General features: G+C 65.9%; 20 protein-coding genes. 2 read left to right on the top strand and 18 right to left on the bottom strand.

Annotated elements, in window-relative coordinates; translation table 11 throughout:
- From EGJ34_RS14535 to EGJ34_RS14580, 10 genes are all read right to left on the bottom strand, one after another.
- Positions 1-2,234 (bottom strand): Tex family protein (locus EGJ34_RS14535; RefSeq protein WP_148100503.1); only part of this gene is annotated, 2,234 nt, incomplete at its 3' end.
- 99 nt (positions 2,235-2,333) lie between these two features.
- Positions 2,334-2,549, bottom strand: a complete 216-nt coding sequence (locus EGJ34_RS14540; protein WP_125361181.1) for a hypothetical protein — start codon at positions 2,547-2,549, stop codon at positions 2,334-2,336.
- 134 nt (positions 2,550-2,683) lie between these two features.
- Positions 2,684-3,169, bottom strand: a complete 486-nt coding sequence (locus tag EGJ34_RS14545; RefSeq protein ID WP_185750185.1) for a hypothetical protein — start codon at positions 3,167-3,169, stop codon at positions 2,684-2,686.
- Positions 3,139-3,342: a PspC domain-containing protein gene (locus EGJ34_RS14550; protein ID WP_125361182.1), complete on the bottom strand. Its 204-nt coding sequence runs from the start codon at positions 3,340-3,342 to the stop codon at positions 3,139-3,141. Before EGJ34_RS14550 ends, EGJ34_RS14545 begins: the two co-directional genes overlap by 31 nt.
- A 146-nt stretch (positions 3,343-3,488) precedes the next feature.
- Positions 3,489-4,556: a class III poly(R)-hydroxyalkanoic acid synthase subunit PhaC gene (locus EGJ34_RS14555; RefSeq protein WP_125361183.1), complete on the bottom strand. Its 1,068-nt coding sequence runs from the start codon at positions 4,554-4,556 to the stop codon at positions 3,489-3,491.
- On the bottom strand, positions 4,553-5,623 hold the full coding sequence (gene phaE, locus EGJ34_RS14560; RefSeq protein ID WP_125361184.1) for a class III poly(R)-hydroxyalkanoic acid synthase subunit PhaE: 1,071 nt from the start codon (positions 5,621-5,623) through the stop codon (positions 4,553-4,555). The genes EGJ34_RS14555 and phaE overlap by 4 nt, the downstream gene beginning before the upstream one ends.
- A complete protein-coding gene (locus EGJ34_RS14565) occupies positions 5,620-6,234 on the bottom strand; it encodes a CDP-alcohol phosphatidyltransferase family protein (protein WP_125361185.1) in 615 nt (204 codons plus the stop codon). Before EGJ34_RS14565 ends, phaE begins: the two co-directional genes overlap by 4 nt.
- Before the next feature lie 261 nt (positions 6,235-6,495).
- Complete coding sequence (locus tag EGJ34_RS14570) at positions 6,496-6,984, bottom strand: 8-oxo-dGTP diphosphatase (RefSeq protein ID WP_125361186.1); 489 nt, start codon at positions 6,982-6,984, stop codon at positions 6,496-6,498.
- Between the two features lie 65 nt (positions 6,985-7,049).
- On the bottom strand, positions 7,050-7,556 hold the full coding sequence (locus EGJ34_RS14575) for a DUF1249 domain-containing protein (RefSeq protein ID WP_125361187.1): 507 nt from the start codon (positions 7,554-7,556) through the stop codon (positions 7,050-7,052).
- Between the two features lie 127 nt (positions 7,557-7,683).
- Positions 7,684-8,505, bottom strand: a complete 822-nt coding sequence (locus EGJ34_RS14580) for a pyruvate, water dikinase regulatory protein (RefSeq protein WP_125361188.1) — start codon at positions 8,503-8,505, stop codon at positions 7,684-7,686.
- A 143-nt stretch (positions 8,506-8,648) separates the two neighbouring features.
- Between EGJ34_RS14580 and ppsA the strand changes: the two genes are divergently transcribed.
- Both ppsA and EGJ34_RS14590 read left to right on the top strand, forming a co-directional pair.
- Complete coding sequence (ppsA, locus tag EGJ34_RS14585) at positions 8,649-11,027, top strand: phosphoenolpyruvate synthase (protein ID WP_125361189.1); 2,379 nt, start codon at positions 8,649-8,651, stop codon at positions 11,025-11,027.
- Positions 11,028-11,131: 104 nt separating this feature from the next.
- Entirely contained in the window at positions 11,132-12,019 is an 888-nt protein-coding gene (locus EGJ34_RS14590) for a mechanosensitive ion channel domain-containing protein (RefSeq protein WP_125361190.1), read from the top strand.
- A gap of 67 nt (positions 12,020-12,086) precedes the next feature.
- Here the strand turns inward: EGJ34_RS14590 and EGJ34_RS14595 are convergent, their stop codons facing one another.
- The 8 genes from EGJ34_RS14595 to EGJ34_RS14630 form a co-directional block, all read right to left on the bottom strand.
- Positions 12,087-12,962 carry an EcsC family protein gene (locus EGJ34_RS14595; RefSeq protein ID WP_125361191.1) on the bottom strand — a complete coding sequence of 292 codons (876 nt, stop codon included), beginning with the start codon at positions 12,960-12,962 and terminating at the stop codon, positions 12,087-12,089.
- Positions 12,963-13,083: 121 nt separating this feature from the next.
- Positions 13,084-13,653 (bottom strand): oligoribonuclease, encoded by a 570-nt coding sequence (gene orn / locus EGJ34_RS14600; RefSeq protein ID WP_125361198.1) that lies wholly within the window; start codon positions 13,651-13,653, stop codon positions 13,084-13,086.
- 156 nt (positions 13,654-13,809) lie between these two features.
- Positions 13,810-14,340 carry a tRNA adenosine(34) deaminase TadA gene (gene tadA / locus EGJ34_RS14605; RefSeq protein WP_125361192.1) on the bottom strand — a complete coding sequence of 177 codons (531 nt, stop codon included), beginning with the start codon at positions 14,338-14,340 and terminating at the stop codon, positions 13,810-13,812.
- On the bottom strand, positions 14,333-14,788 hold the full coding sequence (mntR, locus tag EGJ34_RS14610; protein WP_125361193.1) for a manganese-binding transcriptional regulator MntR: 456 nt from the start codon (positions 14,786-14,788) through the stop codon (positions 14,333-14,335). Before mntR ends, tadA begins: the two co-directional genes overlap by 8 nt.
- A 90-nt stretch (positions 14,789-14,878) precedes the next feature.
- Positions 14,879-16,000 (bottom strand): hybrid sensor histidine kinase/response regulator, encoded by a 1,122-nt coding sequence (locus tag EGJ34_RS14615; RefSeq protein ID WP_125361194.1) that lies wholly within the window; start codon positions 15,998-16,000, stop codon positions 14,879-14,881.
- On the bottom strand, positions 15,997-16,584 hold the full coding sequence (locus EGJ34_RS14620) for a chemotaxis protein CheB (protein ID WP_125361195.1): 588 nt from the start codon (positions 16,582-16,584) through the stop codon (positions 15,997-15,999). The genes EGJ34_RS14615 and EGJ34_RS14620 overlap by 4 nt, the downstream gene beginning before the upstream one ends.
- Complete coding sequence (locus tag EGJ34_RS14625) at positions 16,581-17,405, bottom strand: CheR family methyltransferase (protein ID WP_125361196.1); 825 nt, start codon at positions 17,403-17,405, stop codon at positions 16,581-16,583. Before EGJ34_RS14625 ends, EGJ34_RS14620 begins: the two co-directional genes overlap by 4 nt.
- Positions 17,402-17,805 (bottom strand): response regulator (locus EGJ34_RS14630; RefSeq protein WP_148100504.1); only part of this gene is annotated, 404 nt, incomplete at its 5' end. The genes EGJ34_RS14625 and EGJ34_RS14630, both read right to left, overlap by 4 nt.

Here is a 17,805-nt window from a genome sequence, read left to right on the forward strand (position 1 = left end):
CCACCGGACGGGCGCGCATCGCGTTCGCCCGGTGCCTTGGCCGGTGCCGGGCTGTCCTCGAGGCGACGGGTCAAGGCGATGCGCTTGCGCGCGACGTCCACTTCCAGGACCTTGACCTTGACGATGTCGCCGGCCTTGACCACGTCACGCGGGTCCTTGACGTAGGTGTCCGACAGCGCGGAAATGTGGATCAGGCCGTCCTGGTGTACGCCAATGTCGACGAACGCACCAAACGCGGCGACGTTGCTGACCACCCCTTCCAGCACCATGCCCGGGCGCAGGTCCTTGATCTCCTCCACGCCGTCGGCAAAGCGCGCGGCCTTGAACTCCGGGCGTGGATCGCGGCCTGGCTTTTCCAGCTCCTTCAGGATGTCGCGCACCGTCGGCACGCCGAAGGTCTCGTCGGTGAACTGTTCGGCCTTGAGCCCGCGCAGGAAGCTGCCGTCGCCGATCAGCGCCTTGATCGGGCGCGCGGTGGCGGCCACGATGCGCTCCACCACCGGGTAGGCTTCCGGGTGTACGGAGGAGGCATCCAGCGGCTGGTCGCCGTCGGCGATCCGCAGGAAGCCGGCGCACTGTTCGAAGGTCTTGTCGCCCAGGCGCGGCACCTTCAGCAGGTCCTTGCGGCGCTTGAACGGCCCGTTCTCATCACGATGACGCACGATGTTCTCGGCCACGGTGGAGGACAGGCCCGACACGCGCGACAGCAGCGCGGCCGAGGCGGTATTGACGAACACACCGACCGCATTCACGCAATCTTCCACGCGGGCGTCCAGCGCGCGCGCCAGGCGGTACTGGTCGACGTCATGCTGGTACTGGCCCACGCCAATGGCCTTGGGCTCGATTTTGACGAGCTCGGCCAGCGGGTCCTGCAGGCGGCGCGCAATGGACACCGCACCGCGCAGCGACACGTCCAGGCCCGGGAATTCCTTGGCCGCGAATTCCGACGCGGAGTACACCGAAGCACCGGCTTCGCTGACCACGATCTTCTGCAGTTTTGCCTCCCCCAGCAGCTTGATCGCCTCACCGGCCAGCTTGTCGGTTTCGCGGCTGGCGGTACCGTTGCCGATCGCGATCAGTTCGACGTTGTGCTTGGCGCACAGGTGTTTGATCGTCTGCAGCGACTGCTCCCACTGACGCTTGGGCTCATGCGGGTAGATGGTTTCGGTGGCGACCAGCTTGCCGGTGGCGTCAACCACGGCGATCTTGCAGCCGGTGCGGATGCCCGGGTCCAGGCCGAGCACGGTCTTGGGGCCGGCCGGGGCCGCCAGCAGCAGGTCCTTGAGGTTGTCGCCGAACACCGAGATGGCTTCGGCTTCGGCTTTTTCGCGGGCCTGGTTGAACAGGTCCAGCAACAGGTGCATGTGCAGCTTGGCACGCCAGGTCAGGCGGCAGGCGTCCAGCAGCCAGCGGTCGCCGGGACGACCGGCGTCGCGGATGCCGGCGTTGAAGGCCACGCGACCTTCTGCGTAGACATGACCGGCCTCGGCGTCGCTGCCCGGGTCCAGCTCCAGGAACAGGATTTCCTCGCGGCGCGCACGGAACAGCGCCAGCAGCCGGTGCGAAGGAATTTTTGCCAGCGACTCGGCATGCTCGAAGTAGTCGCGGTATTTCGCGCCCTGCTCTTCCTTGCCTTCGGCCACGCGCGCGCGGATCACCCCGTGCTCGCCCAGCCAGCCGCGGAGTTCGCCCACCAGGGTGGCGTCTTCGCCCCAGCGCTCCATCAGGATGGCGCGCGCGCCTTCCAGCGCGGCCTTGACGTCGGCCACGCCCTTTTCAGCATCCACAAAGCCGGCGGCAAACTGCTGCGGGTCCTGGCTGGGATCGGCCAACAGGCCGTCAGCCAGCGGTTCCAGTCCCGCTTCGCGGGCGATCTGCGCGCGGGTGCGGCGCTTGGGCTTGTAAGGCAGGTACAGGTCTTCCAGACGCGACTTGGTGTCGGCCCCCAGGATCTCCGCGCGCAGCTCATCGCTGAGCTTGCCCTGTTCGTCGATGCTGGCCAGCACCGCCGCGCGTCGGTCTTCCAGCTCGCGCAGGTAGGTCAGGCGGGTTTCCAGATTGCGCAGCTGGGTGTCATCCAGCCCACCGGTGACTTCCTTGCGGTAGCGCGCGATGAACGGGACGCTGGCCCCTTCGTCCAGCAGCGCAATGGCGGCACGGGCCTGGGCGGTCTGGGCACCGATCTCATCGGCGATGGTCTGGGCGATCTGCAGGGCGAGCTTGGTATCTGACATTGCTTCCGGCCGGGGCCGCTGTGCGGAAAACCCCGATTGTGGCAACGCCCGGCGGCGGGGGGAACCCGTTGACAACCGGCGGCGGTTGGGGGTCGCGCGTCAGCGGTAGTGCTGGGCGGTACGCTGGCGCACCGCCTCGTCGCGCAGACTCTCCAGCGCCATCACCCGCACGCGGCCAATGCCCTGCAGTTCCATGAAGCGCTCGGTATAGATTTCAGGCCCCTGCGCGGTGTCGGCCTGGGACTTGCTGAAGCCCAGCGGCACCACGCCCTTGTCGCCATCCTTGCTACCACCGACATAAAGAACAATTGCCATGTGATGTGTTTCTCCTGTTACGTCTACTACAGGGTGCAGTTTACGCCACCCAGCCTGAAGATTCGGGGTGCAGGCTAATAACTGTTTTTTGCATGCAGATGACGTCGTGATATCGACGATTTACTTACACGGATTTAACGCGTCGATAACCTGGCTGGCCACCAGCCGCGACCTGTCAGCGCATAGATGTCGGCCGCGCGTTCAAACGGATTACGCGCACTGACGCCCCCGCACAGCAGATACACCGGCAGATACAGCGGCCCCAGCACCAGATACTGGTACACATGGGCGCGCTCGTGGTCGTGCAGCCCTATCACCGGCTCGCTGCACCAGCCGGCCTGATGGGCGTAGGTCCGGCACGGCACGTCCAGCGTCGGACCCGTATGCAGCACCACGTTGCCCAGCGTGATCGCCCCACCGGGGCCCCACGGGTAGTGACGAAACACGATTGCCAGATCACGCCCGCTCCAGTACGGGCGTGCCCCGGCCAACAGCCCGGCCACGCCTGCCAGCAGGCCGGCCAGCGTGTTCGGCAGGGTCCACAGCGCCCCCAGCAGCTGCAGCAGGCGCAGCGCCGGCCGCGGCAGGCTCAATCGGCTTCGTTCGGGATGAGCAGCCATAGGATGAGGTAGACCAGAATGCCGGGGAAAGCGGCTGAGGCGATCGAAACCACGACAAACAGGATGCGCAGCAGGGTCGTGTTCCAGCCGAAGCGATGCGCGATGCCGCCCATCACCCCGGCGATCATACGGTCGTTGAGCGAGCGCGACAGCGTTCGCGGGGCAGTGTTCATGGCGAGGTCCTCCAGCGGTGACTGCAGGCTACCGTACCGCCCGGGGTGTCTACGGCGCGCGGTGACCCGTAGAGCGGGGCTTGCCCCGCTGCGGTTGCCGGGCAAGCCCGGCACTACGTTGGGGGGCTTGCCGGGCAAGCCCGGCACTACGTTCGTGCCTGCAACCATTCGGTGATGGTTGCCGGCACCTCGCGCTGGGCGCGGCCGGAGACGTAGATGCCGATGTGGCCGCCGCGGAAGCTGCTCTCGGTGTAATCCGCGCTACCCACGCGCCCCCGCAACGCGCGCGAGGCGTCCGGCGGGACCAGATGGTCCTGTTCGGCGTAGATGTTGAGCACCGGCAGGGTCACCCGCGCCAGGTCCACGTTTTCGACGCCGATGCGCACGCCGTCGTGCATCAGCCCGTTGCCCTGGTAGAACTGCTTGATGAAGTCACGGAAGGCCTCGCCGGCCAGATCGGGCGAGTCGAAAATCCACTTCTCCATGCGCAGGAAATCTTCCAGCGCCGCCTTGTCGTCCAGGATGTCCAGCAGCCCCACGTACTTCTGCACGTTCAACCGGAACGGCTTGAGCATCAGGTAGCTGGCGTTCATCAGGTCGGCCGGAATGTTGCCCAGCGTATCCACCAGCAGGTCCACGTCCACCTGCCGGGCCCAGTGCGACAGCATGTTGTCGGGCGTGTGGAAATCGACCGGAGTAACCATGGTGATCAGGTTGGCCAGCTTGTGCTGGCGCAGCGCGGCGTAGCACAGCGCGAACACACCCCCCTGGCAGATGCCCAGCATGTTGATCGGCTGGCCATCGTGCGCTGCGAGCAGATGATCCACGGCCCCGTCGACGAATCGCAGCAGGTAGTCTTCCAGGGTCTGGTAGCGCTCGGAGCGGTCCGGATAGCCCCAATCCAGCACGTACACGTCATGGCCCAGTGCCAGCAGGCGCTGCACCAGCGAGCGGTCGGCCTGCAGGTCGACCATGTACGGCCGGTTGACCAGCGCGTACACGATCAGCAGCGGCGTGCGATGCACCGGTGGTTCCTCGCCGACGAAGCGGTACAGGCACACTTTGCCGTCGCGCCAGACCTCTTCGCGGGCGGTGCTGCCGTAGTCGACGTCGTCCACCGAGGGCAGCAGTTTCAGGCCGTCCATGAGCTTGCGCTGCATGGAGAGCGTCTCCTCCAGCAGGTCTTCGGCATTGAAACCAAGCGGGCCTTTCATGGTGTGGGCTTCCGTCGGGTGGTGCTGCCGGCACCGCGAAGCGACGCAGGGCGTCGCTCTACGGATGCGGTGGATTTCGCATCCCGTTTCGATTTCGCGGTCGATCTGGATGTCGGACCGGGTTTTGGTCGTGGCTTTGCCCTGGCTTTCGAATCCGGTGCCGGGTTCTGTGCAGCCGCCATGCGGCGGACCAGGCGCTCCAGCTCGGTGATGCGCCTATGGGCGGCATCCATTTCGGTGCGGGTGGGCAGGCCGAGCGCTTCGCACAGGCGCTCCACCTCATGCTGGGCCGCACCGCGCAGGCGCATCTGGGCATTGCCCAGCGAGGCATAGACCTGCTGGAACGGCTCGGACAGGGCGACCTTGGCATAGGCCTCTTCGGCCACCTCGATCCACAGGTCGAACATGGCGCGGGCGCTGGTCAGCTGGTTGCCGGGCTGCTCGTGCTCGGACAAGCGTTGCTCGAACAGCGCGTGGGCGTCGTCCAGCGCCTGCTGGATCTGCTCGACATAGGCGCGGGCATGCGCCTGGTAGTCCTGCTGGGCGCGCAGCAGCCCCTGCCAGCGGGCCTGGTGCTCGCGGGCCGGACCGAATGCGGGGCTCTGCAGCCACGGTTCCAGCTCCTTCTGCAGCCGCTCCAGCATCGCCAGCAGGTCGGGCCCACCACTCTGGGTATGCCCGCGCGCGCCCTGCAGCATCCACTTGAGCATGCCTCCGCCCTGCCCCTCGACGGCCTCGCGCCACGCCTGGGCAATGTCGGCACTGCTGGCGTCCTGGCCGGCGAACCGTGCCGCCACCGCCTGCATGGTGCCGTACCAGCCACCGGCCTGTTCGCGGAAACGGTGCACGGCCTCGTCCGCCTGGCGGTTTCCGGGCGCAGCGCCCGGCGCGGACATCAGCTGTGCCCAGCCCTCGATGGTCTGCTGCCAGCTGCCGGGCGCGTGGCCGCCCTCGACACCGCCGGTACTGGCCGCATGGCGCAGGGCATCCCCCCACGCGCTGAAGTACTGGCGCGCCAGCGCCTCGAAATCTCCTGCGTCGTGTGGGCCGCCTGCGCTGCTGCTCATGGCTTGGGAATTCTCAGGGTCTTGCTGATCATCAGCGAGCCGGACAGGGCGAACAGCAGCACCAGCGGGTGCAGCTGCCACGGCCCCAGCTGCCAGCCCCCCAGCCACAGGTCCGGACCAATGGCCCCGAGGCTGGCGGCAACGGCCAGCACCACCACCAGCACGAGGCTGGTGGGAATGGGGGTGCCTTCAAAATACGGCACCTTGTCGCCCTCACCGGCCAACGCTTCGGCGGTGACGTTGTAGCGGGCCAGCCGGCTGACGCCGCAGCACACGAAGTAACTCAGCACCAGCCAATCCCAACCGCCCTGCATGCCACAGGCATAGGCCAGGGCTGCCGGAGCCACGCCGAAGGAAATCACGTCCGACAGCGAGTCGAGCTCGCGGCCGAGGGTGGAGCTGGATTTGCGCCAGCGCGCGATGCGGCCGTCAAGCGCATCGAAAATGAAGGCCAGCGGGATCAAGGCCATGCCCCATAACAGGTAGCTGCGCTCGCCGTCCTGCACGTAGCGCATGGCGGCGAACACCGCGCCCATGCCGCAGAAGGCGTTGGCCAGGGTGAACCAGTCGGCCAGCTGGAACTCGCGCAGCATCGAGAAGTGACGTTTCATGAAAGCTCGAAAGACCGTGGTACGGAAAGAGTACCGCGAGCGACCCGGACCATGACAGCCTCCAGCGTATGGCCCCTTCGCACGGCGCTCACGCGATGGCGACCTGCGGTGAATTTTTCGCCACCCATCTTGACAGCGAGGGGGGCTGGGGACTTCCGGCGTTTATCCACAAAGTTGCGCACCGGTCATCCACACCCCCTGTGCATAACTGTAGAGCCGGGCTTGCCCGGCTACGCGTACATCAGCCGGGCAAGCCCGGCTCTACAGGCGGCTGTAGCTCCACGACTGCATGGACCCGTCGCGGTACGGCATCACGCCGTGGAACGGGCGCGGGTCGCTGTCGAACACCAGCGGCAGGAACTGGCGGTCGCCTTCCCACATCGGCAGGGTTTCGAGCTTGTCCACATCCACCCATTCCAGGGTGCCTTCGGGGTTGGCGGTCAGTGGCGTGCCGGTGTAGCTGTCGATCACGAACACGAAACCGAACCAGTCCTCACCGTGCTTGCCGAAACCGGGCCAGCTGAGGGTGCCGCGCAGGCGCATGCTGCCGCACTCGATCCCGGCCTCTTCCATGATTTCCCGGCGCATGCCCGCGGCAACGTCCTCGTCGCGCTCGATTTTGCCGCCCAGGCCGTTGTACTTGCCGAGATGATGGTCACCCGGGCGGGCATTGCGGTGGATCATCAGCACTTGCCCGCCATCGGGCGAAAGCACGTAGCCGAGGGTGGCCACGATGGGGGTGTAAGGCATGTCGTACGGTTCTTTGGGGACGGGGGTTTGATCATGCGAGACGGAGCAGCCGGGCAAGCCCGGCGCTACGCGATGGCGCGGGGAACGTCGACGGTGGCCGGGGCCACATCGCCGTCGCGGCGCAGGGTGGCCACGCCGTGGCCGCGTTCGGCCAGATACTCCAGCCACTTGCCGAGGAAGGTGTTCATGCGCATGCGATGGCTGATCAGCTCGGCCGGCGGCGGATACATCCCGACCACGTCCTGCCAGCGTCGGCCCACATAGCAATGGGTGGTCTCGGCCTGGCGGGCGTCGCGGTACAGGCGCACGTAGGCGGAAGGGTCGGGCTGTCCGGTGACCGGGTCGGCAAAGTCGTAGGTCAGGCGCAGTTCCACGGTGTAGCGGTGGCACTCGATCACGTCCAGGCGCACGTCCAGGCCGTCCCCCACCGAGGACACGTAGCTGCCCGCGGCCAGCTCCGAAGGCGCGAACAGCCGCACCAGATGCCGGTAGTTTTCCGCGTACAGCCCCATCAGCCAGCTCAAGCGGCTGAGTCGGGGGATGCGTTCGATGCGGGGCGATGCCTGGGCCATGAATCCGATCCTACACGTTGGAAGATCAAACGTGGGGATGGATGGGACCGGCCAAAAGGGCATGAGGTGTCACGACCAACGGTCGTGACCTACCGGTTCAGGCATCCCGGGCGGTGGGTCAACCCACTCAATAATGCTCGCGCTGCAGCCCCAGGGTCGCCAGCACCTTGCTGGAGATCTCCTCGATCGAGGTATGCGTGGTGCTCAGGGTGGGAATGCGCTCCATCCGGAACATGGTTTCGGCAGCGGCCACTTCGCGTCGGCAGGTCTCCAGATTGGCGTAGCGCGAGTTGGGCCGTCGCTCCTGCCGGATCTGCTGCAGCCGGTCCGGATCGATGGTCAGGCCGAACAGTTTCTGCCGGTACTGGCGCAGCCGGGGCGGCAGGCGGTCGCTTTCCAGATCTTCGTCGGTGAGCGGGTAATTGGCCGCACGCACCCCGAAATGCAGGGCCAGGTAGATGCAGGTGGGGGTTTTGCCGGCGCGTGAAACCGCTACCAGGATGACATCGGCGTCGTCATAGTTGATGGCGATGCCATCGTCATGGCTGAGCGCGAAGTTCATCGCATTGATGCGGCGGTGATAGGTCTCGAAGTCCACCATGCCGTGCGCCTGGCCGACCCGGGAGTGCCGGTTCACAGCCAGCTCACGCTCCAACGGCTCGATGAAGGGGGCGAAAACGTCGAGCATCAGCCCCCCGCTTTCGGCCAGGATCATGCTCAGGCCGCTGTCCACGCAGGAACTGACCACAATCGGCCGGACCTGGTAGCGCTCCCCGGCCGCGCGGATCCGTTCGCAGGCTTCCCGCGCTTTTTCCGGGTCGTCGACGAACGACATGCGGTCGGTAATGAAGCTGAATCCGGAGAACTGCGTCAGCAGGCTATGCCCAATGGTTTCAGCGGTGATACCGGTTCCATCGGATACGTAGAAGACCGGACGGATCATCGTCATGTGCCTGTGAACCCCTCTGAAGCCTAAAAAGGCCGTCGATACAAGCTTGTGCCAACGGCGGTCTGCCCGGCATCATATCGGCTTCTTCCTACGGACGTGGCCATCCAGCCCGCCTCGGGCGATGGCCAAACGGAGCATCGCGCTTGAACGAGAACATCCTGTGGTTGCACGAACTGCGCCTGGCCGACCTGGCACGCGTGGGCGGCAAGAATTCGTCACTTGGCGAAATGATCGGCAATCTGGCCGGTCTGGGGGTTTCGGTCCCCGGCGGTTACGCAACCACCGCTGAAGCCTTCAAGGACTTCATCGCACATAACGATCTTTCCAAGCGCATTTTCGACAAGCTGGCCACGCTGGACGTGGAAGATGTCACTGCGCTCACCGCAGCCGGCAAGGAAATCCGCGGCTGGGTGATCGACGCCCCGCTGCAGCCGCAGCTGGACCAGGACATCCGCACTGCCTACGCCAAGCTGAGCGCCGAGAATGGCGGCGGCGACGTGGCCGTGGCCGTGCGCTCCTCGGCCACCGCCGAGGACCTGCCGGATGCTTCGTTCGCCGGCCAGCAGGAAACCTTCCTCAACGTCACCGGTGCCGACGACGTCGTGCACAAGGTCAAGGAAGTGTTCGCCTCGCTGTACAACGACCGTGCCATTGCCTACCGCGTGCACCACGGCTTCAAGCACGAAGACGTGTTCCTCTCGGCCGGCGTGCAGCTGATGGTGCGTTCGGGCGTCGGCTCGTCCGGCGTGCTGTTCACCTTGGACACCGAATCGGGCTTCCGCGACGTGGTTTTCGTGACCTCCAGTTTCGGCCTGGGCGAAATGGTCGTGCAGGGCGCGGTCAACCCGGACGAATTCTACGTCTACAAGCCCACCCTGACCGCCGGCAAGCCGGCCATCCTGCGCCGCTCGCTGGGCAGCAAGGCGATCCGCATGGTCTATTCGGACGTGCCGGGCGAACGCGTGCGCACCGAAGACACCCCGGCCGAGCTGCGCCGCACCTTCTCGATCAGCGACGAAGACGTGCAGGAACTGGCCAAGCAGTCGCTGGTCATTGAAAAGCACTACGGCCGCCCGATGGACATCGAGTGGGCCAAGGACGGGGTCAGCGGCAAGCTGTTCATCGTGCAGGCCCGCCCGGAAACGGTGAAGTCGCGCAGCCACGCCACCCAGATCGAGCGCTTCGCGCTGACTGAAAAGGGCGGCAAGGTACTGGCCGAAGGTCGCGCCGTGGGTGCCAAGATCGGCTCGGGCGTGGCCCGCGTGGTCAAGTCCCTGGACGACATGAACCGCGTGCAGCCGGGCGACGTGCTGATCGCCGACATGACCGACCCGGACTGGGAACCGGTGATGAAGCGCGCCTCGGCCATTGTCACCAACCGCGGTGGCCGCACCTGCCACGCCGCGATTATCGCGCGTGAGCTGGGCGTGCCGGCCGTGGTCGGCTCGGGCAATGCCACCAAGGTGATCGAAGATGGCCAGCAGGTCACGGTCAGCTGTGCCGAGGGCGATACCGGCTTCATCTACGAAGGCACCCTCGCCTTCGACCGCACCACCACGGACCTGGGCAACATGCCGCCGGCTCCGCTGAAGATCATGATGAACGTGGCCAACCCGGAACGTGCCTTCGACTTCGGCCAGTTGCCGAACGCCGGCATCGGCCTGGCCCGCCTGGAAATGATCATCGCCAGCCACATCGGCATCCATCCGAACGCACTGCTGGAATACGACCGCCAGGATGCGGCGACCAAGAAGAAGATCGACGAGAAGATCGCCGGTTATTCCGACCCGGTCGGCTTCTACGTGGACCGTCTGGCCGAAGGCATTGCCACGCTGACCGCCTCGGTGGCCCCGAATCCGGTGATCGTGCGTCTGTCGGACTTCAAGTCCAACGAGTACGCCAACCTGATCGGCGGCACCAACTACGAGCCGCATGAAGAAAACCCGATGATCGGCTTCCGCGGTGCCAGCCGCTACGTCGATTCGACCTTCGCCGCCGCGTTCGCGCTGGAATGCAAGGCCGTGTTGCGCGTGCGCAACGAAATGGGCCTGGACAACCTGTGGGTCATGATTCCGTTCGTGCGCACGCTGGAAGAAGGTCGCAAGGTGGTCGAAGTGCTCGCCCAGAATGGTCTGAAGCAGGGCGAGAACGGACTGAAGATCATCATGATGTGCGAAGTGCCGTCCAATGCGCTGCTCGCCGATGAGTTCCTGGACATCTTCGACGGCTTCTCGATCGGATCCAACGACCTGACCCAGCTCACCCTGGGCCTGGACCGCGACTCCTCGATCGTGGCGCACCTGTTCGACGAACGTAACCCGGCCGTCAAGAAGCTGCTGTCGATGGCGATCAAGGCGGCGCGCGCCAAGGGCAAGTACGTCGGCATCTGCGGCCAGGGCCCGTCCGATCACCCGGACCTGGCCGAATGGCTGATGCAGGAAGGCATCGAGTCGGTGTCGCTCAACCCCGACACCGTGGTCGACACCTGGCTGCGCCTGGCCAAGCTCAAGGCCAACGGCTGAAGGTCGCCCTGACATGATGTTCATCGCGTTCGGTTCACACTGATCGCATCCAGAGCCCCGCCCTATGCGGGGCTTTGTTTTTACAGCCCCATCCCGGAGACCCCATGCTCGCCACTGCCGCGCCGATCACCACGCCCGCCTTCTTCCGTCAATGGAACTGGCAGCACATCCTGGAAACGTATGGTCTGCCGCTGCTGTCGGCGGTGGTGGTGCTGCTGATCGGGCTGTGGCTGGCACGCCGCCTTTCAAACGTGATGCCGCGCGCCACCGCGCGGGTCGGCGTGGACCCGATGCTGGGCAGCTTCCTGCGCAACGTGGTGTATGCGGCGGCGCTGGTGATCGTGGTGGTGATCGCCATTGCCACCCTGGGCGTGCCGGTGTCGCCGCTGCTGGCGGTGCTGGGTACCGCAGGCCTGGCGGTGGGCCTGGCGCTGAAGGACTCGCTGTCCAACATCGCCTCCGGGGTCATGCTGGTGACGCTGCGCCCCTTCCGCGTGGGCGACGTGGTCACCGTTGCCGGCCAGACCGGCAGCGTGCGCGAAGTGCGCATCTTCCAGACCGTGATCACCGGTGCGGACAACCAGCACACCACCATTCCCAACAACCTGATTACCGCCGCACCGATCATCAACCTGACCGCCGAGCCGACCCGGCGCGTGGAGCTGGTGATCGGCATTGGTTACGAGGACAACATCCAGCTGGCACGCGATACCGCACTGGCCCTGGTGAAGGCCGATCCGAGGGTTCTGGAAACGCCGGCACCGGACGTCGTGGTGTACGAGCTGGGTGCGCATTCGATCAACCTGGGCATCCGCTGCTTCGTGAAGTCAGCGGACTGGTTCGGGACCAAGGTGACGCTGCTGGAGCAGATCAAGCTTGGGTTTGACCAGGCTGGAATCAACATTCCGTATCCGCAGCAGGACATGCATCTGTATCTGCATGGGAAGGATGGTGGCGTCCAGACGGCCGATGCGTTGATTCGCGATCATTGATCCGTTGACACGCATGGCGTGTCACTACAGGGGCCGATTGTCCCGTAGTGACGCGCCATGCGCGTCATCACGGAACGTCGGAACTCCCCGCCACCACCGCATACGCCGCACGTACCGTCTCGTACCCGTACGTGCGCTCCAGCCGGCGCACGATGAAATGCCCGCGCGCCATGTCCTGGTAGTAGTCGGTAAACATGGTGTTGAGCGTCGCCCCGGCTACGGCACCCACGATCGGCACGGCCTGAGCGGCGAACTTCTCGGTGACCACCACGCCAAAGCGCGCGGCCACTTTCTCCACGATCTTGGCCAGCCATTTGCCGGCTTCCTTCGGAGTCAGCCCGATCATCACCCCACCGCCGCTGACCGCGGCACCGGTCAACTCGGCCGACAGATGCCGCATCACCTCAGCGGTGAAGCCACGGGTGACGTAGTAGCCGGTCTCGCTGGCATCGTCCTGGCCGGAGTTACCGCCCAGCGCGAAAACTTCCAGGCAGGCATGGCGCGTGGCCATGTCGCTCATGTCGAAACCCTCGCTGCGCGCCACGTCGGCCACCGCGCGCATCATGATGGTGGTCGACAGCGGCAGCTCGATGAACAACGCGGTGAAGCCGAACGCACCGCCCACTGCCCCCGTCGCGGCGGCGGCGGCCTTGTGCCAGCGCGTGGACGCGGCCTTGCCCGGCGTGTTGTCCATGCTCCACAGCGCGGCCTGGGCGGATTTGAACAATGCTGCCTCGACCGCGCCGTGAATTCTTTTGGACACCCACTTCGGCAGCTTGTTGACCGCGAACTCGAGCGGCGAGCCGATCAGGTTGGCCATCTTGGCCGTGAGCGTGGGCGATTCCAGCAGTGACACCGCCCTGCGCAGGTCGGCGTAGTCCTGCGAGGTGGGCAGGATGTGGGACTGCAGCGGCGGCGGCACCGGGCGGATCAGTTCGTTCATTGGCGGATCATAGCGCCGCAAGGTTGAACGATCCGTTTCCCGGTAGCGCCGGCCGTTGGCCGGCCCGCAGTATCGCCTGGGCCGGCCAACGGCCGGCGCTACCGAAGATACACCCGCAATTTCAGGCCGGCAGGCCCGACAACACGCCCATGAACTGCCGGTAATGGCGCAGCTCGGCAATCGAATCGTGCACGTCGCTCAGCGCGGTGTGGCTGGCCGTCTTGCCCACGCCAGCCGCCACCGAGGGAGCCCAGCGCTTGGCCAGTTCCTTCACCGTGGACACGTCCAGGTTGCGGTAGTGGAAATATTTCTCCAGCCTCGGCATTTCACGGTGCAGAAAACGGCGGTCCTGGCAGATCGAGTTGCCGCACATCGGCGAGGCACCGGCGCGGATCCACTGGGCCAGGAAGTTCACCGTCGCTGCTTCGGCCTGGCCCAGGGTGACCTCGCTGTCGACCACGCGCTGCCACAACCCCGAACGGCGGTGCTGGTTGCGGTTCCACTCGTCCATGGCCTCCAGTCGCTCCACCGGATGATGGATGGCGAATTCCGGGCCCTCGGCCAGCACGTTCAACTGCGCGTCGGTCACCACCGTGGCGATCTCGATGATCGAGTCGTTGTCGGTATCCAGACCGGTCATTTCCAGGTCGATCCAGATCAGTCGTTCGCTTTCCGCGCCGTTGTCGGCCATGTGTTCAAACCCGTTTACGAAAGCAGCCATGATACCGCAGCGGACCGCAGCCCCCAGCGGTAGCGCCGAAGGGAATGGCAGGAGCCATTCCCAACGTCGCGAAGCGACGGCCCGAAGGGTGCCCGCCAGGACGGCGGGCATAACGTTGGCCGGCCATCAACCAAGCGTCGGCAGCAAAGGCGGCTTGCCGCGCTTGGCGCGGAAATAGTTGGTCAAGCGTGTGCTGGCCTCTTTCGCCAACACACCACCATGCAGCTCCACGCGATGGTTGTGGCGTGGGTCTTCGAGCAGGTTGAACACGCTGCCGCAGGCGCCGGTCTTCGGGTCGCTGGCCGCATACACCAGCCGCGACACACGCGCATGCACCACCGCCATGGCGCACATTGCACACGGCTCCAGGGTCACGTACAGGGTGCTGCCGAGCAGGCGATGATTGCCCAGCGCCCTGCCCGCCTGGCGCATCGCCACGATCTCGGCGTGCGCGCTGGGATCGTGCTCGGCGATGTTCAGGTTCCAGCCCTCGCCGAGCAACTGGCCGTCAGCGCCGACCAGCACCGCACCCACTGGAATCTCATTGAACTCACGCTCGGCGCGCGCAGCCAGTGCCAGCGCGTGCTGCATCCAGTATTCGTCCTGGTCGTGCACCGGCACGCCCAGCGGCGGCGGCGGTGGCAGGCGTTCAACCATGGCCGTTGGCCTTGCGCAGGAAGGCTTCGAAGGCGGCCAGGGTGGCCTCGCTGACGTGGTGCTCGATCCCTTCTGCATCGCGGCGCGCCGAGTCGGCATCCACCCCGAGGGCCAGCAGGAAACGCTCCACCGTCTGGTGGCGCGCCCGCACCTCCACCGCCAGCTGCTCGCCGGCCGGGGTCAGGAACACGCCTCGATACGGCCGCTGCACGGCCCAGCCTTCCTTGACCAGCCGCTTGAGGGCCTTGGCCACGGTCGGCTGGGCCACGCCCAGACGGGTCGCAATGTCGACCTGGCGGGCCTCGCGGCCGTCGGCAATCAGGTCCGCAATCAGCTCCACGTAGTCTTCGACCAGCTCGGAGCGCCGCGCTTCACGCACCTGTGCGAAGCCCTCCACATGGACCTGGGCGTCGATCAGGGGGGCGGGCTTGCGGCTGCTGCTCGGCATGCGGGCAATGGTCCGTGGCGGGGCCGATGGGAAACTGGCGTGTAGTCTAGCGCAGCCAGCCGCCCTGCCCTCACCGCCCTCACTGCCGGCTCAGCCGCGCATGCGACGCTGCAGCCGGGTTTCGAACTGCACTTCCCCTTCCAGGTTGCGCGCCACCAGGGCTCCGCCGTGCGCACGGGCAAATTCGTGCGCGATGAACAAGCCCAGCCCCAGTCCGCGGCTCTCGTGGAAACTGGCCTTGAAGGGCTCGAACAGGCGCGGCAGCAGCGCTTCGGGAATCTGCCCCTGGTTGCGCACCTGCAGCAGCAGCGACTCCCCCGGGTTGCCGCGGACCAGCACCTGCACCGGCGCGTCTCCGCCATGCAGCACGGCATTACCCACCAGGTTCGACAGCAGCTGTGCGAGGCGGTCCGGGTCGCCATGCAGGGAGGTGTCGCCCTCGATATGCAGGTCGATCCGCGCCTGCGGATTCGCACGTGCCAGCTCGGCCACGACGACGCCGGCCACTTCGGCCAGGTCGCAGTCGCTGTGGTGGATGCGCAGACCGCCGCTGCGGATCCTGGAGAAGTCCAGCAGCTGCTCGACCATGCGTCCCATGCGCTCGGCGCTGTTCTCCAGATGCTTCAGGGTCTGCTGCACCGGGCCATCGTCGGGCAGATCCAGCGAGAGTTTGTCAGCGCAGAGCAGAATCGCCGACAGCGGCGTCCGCAGGTCGTGGGTGAGCACGGCCATCATGGTCTCGTTGAGCTTGAGCGCGTGCTCCAGGGCCTGGTTGCGCGCCTTCAACAGCTGCTTCTGCTGGTACAGCTCAATGAACACGTTGACCTTGCTGACGATCACCTGCGGCTCTATCGGCTTGTGCAGGAAGTCGACCGCACCGGACTCGTAGCCCTTGAACGCTCTTACCGGATCGTTCGGCGAAGCGGTCAGGAATATGATCGGCACGTCGCGGCTGCGGGTGGAGCCGCGCATCAGCTCAGCCAGCGAGAAGCCGTCGATTTCCGGCATGTGCACGTCCAGCAGCGCCAGCGCCACGTCGTGCTCCAGCAGCAGTTCCAGCGCCTGCGCGCCGGACGCCGCGCACAGGATGGTGAGGCCGTCGCGTCGCAACAACGCTTCCATCGCCACCAGGTTCTGCGGAATGTCATCCACGATCAGCAGGTTCACGTTGTCGGTCGGCGTTGTCATCGCCGCGGGCTCGATCAGGTTCATCGGGCAAGACCTTTGATACGTGTACAGATGGAAGAAAGCGGCAGCACCGCGTCAGCCCCGGCATGGGCCAGCGCGGACGCCGGCATGATCGGGGAAAAAGCCTCGTCCGGGCACTGGATCCAGGCGTGCCCACCGGCCTGGCGCACCGCCGCCACGCCGGCACTGCCGTCATTGCTGGCACCGGTCAGCAGGATCGCCAGCACACCGCTGCCAAAAACCTCGGCCGCACTCTCAAACAGCGGGTCGATGGCCGGGCGCGAATACAGCACCGGGGCATCCACCGAGAGGGCCAGGGTGTCGGCATCCTCCACCAGCAGATGATAGTCCGGTGGCGCAAAAGTGACGGTTCCGGGCCGCAGCGGCTGCTTGTCGTCGGCCTCGCGGACCGGCAGCGGGCAGCGCACGTCCAGCAGGTCGACAATGCGGCTGGGGCGGTCGCGCGGCAGGTGCAGCACCACCAGCACCGGCAGCGCCAGGTCGTCGGGCAAGGCGGCGAGCAGGGTCTGCAGCGCACTCACTCCGCCGGCGGAGGCTCCCACCACCAGCACCTTGAAATCCATGCGCGGGTCGGTCGGTGTGCTCATGCCAGCTTCCGGTACAGGCGCTGCTCGCGCGCGCAGGCTTCAAAGTCGTCGGCATGCTCGCCGAACTGCAGCGACTCCTTGCTGCCAAGACCCAGGAAGCCACGGTGCACCAGCGCCTCGTGGAACAGACCAATGGCCCGGTCCTGCAGGGCGCGCTGGAAATAGATCAGCACGTTGCGGCACGAGACCAGATGCACCTCCGAAAACACCGTGTCGGTGGCAAGACTGTGGTCGGCGAACACGATGTTGCGCTTGAGCGCACGGTCGAACACCACGCTGCCGTAGCCACTGCTGTAGTAGTCGGAAAGCGAGCCGGTGCCCCCTGCGGCCAGGTAGTTGCGGCTGAACTGGGCAAGCCGGTCCAGGCCGAACGCGCCGGCCTCCGCGGCGTGCAGTGCCTCGGGATTGATGTCGGTGGCGTAGATGATGGTACGGTCCAGCAGCCCTTCTTCCTGCAGCAGGATCGCCAGCGACCAGACCTCCTCGCCGGTGCTGCAGCCGGCAATCCAGATCTTGATCGATGGATAGGTGCGCAGCACCGGAATGGCGTGCTCACGCAGCACCTTGAAATAGGCCGGGTCACGGAACATTTCCGAGACCTGCACGGTGAAGAACTGCATCGCCTGGGCAAACGTCTCCGGCTCGGACAGCAGCCGATGCTGCAGGTCACCCAGGTTGGGGCACTCGAAGCGCGCCATTGCGTGGCGCATGCGACGGCGCAGCGAAGCCAGTGCGTAATCACGGAAATCGTAGTGATAGCGCTGGTACACCGCCTCCAGCAGCAGCTTCAGCTCCAGGTCGAACAGCTCAGCCTCGTTCATCGACGCGAGCACCACACGCGGCACAGGGAGACCAGCTTGTCGACATCGATCGGCTTGGAAATGTAGTCATTGGCACCGGCCTGCAGGCAGTGCTCGCGGTCGTCGGGCATGGCCTTGGCGGTCAGCGCGATGATCGGCAGATCGCGCCAGCGCGCCTCGCTGCGGATCTCGCGCATGGCGGTCAGGCCATCCATCTCCGGCATCATGATGTCCATCAACACCAGGTCCACTTCCGGCCCCAGCTTCTCCAGCGCCTCACGGCCATTGCGCGCGATCTCCAGCTTCACGCCCAGCGGCTCAAGCACGCTGGACAGCGCGAAGATGTTGCGCACATCGTCCTCGGCCAGCAGCACGGTGCGGCCGTCGAGCACGGCGTCGCGCCGGCGTGCCTCGCGCAGCA

Origin of the sequence: Stenotrophomonas sp. 278 (genome assembly GCF_003935715.1) — a bacterium.
Lineage (GTDB): Bacteria > Pseudomonadota > Gammaproteobacteria > Xanthomonadales > Xanthomonadaceae > Stenotrophomonas > Stenotrophomonas maltophilia_AH.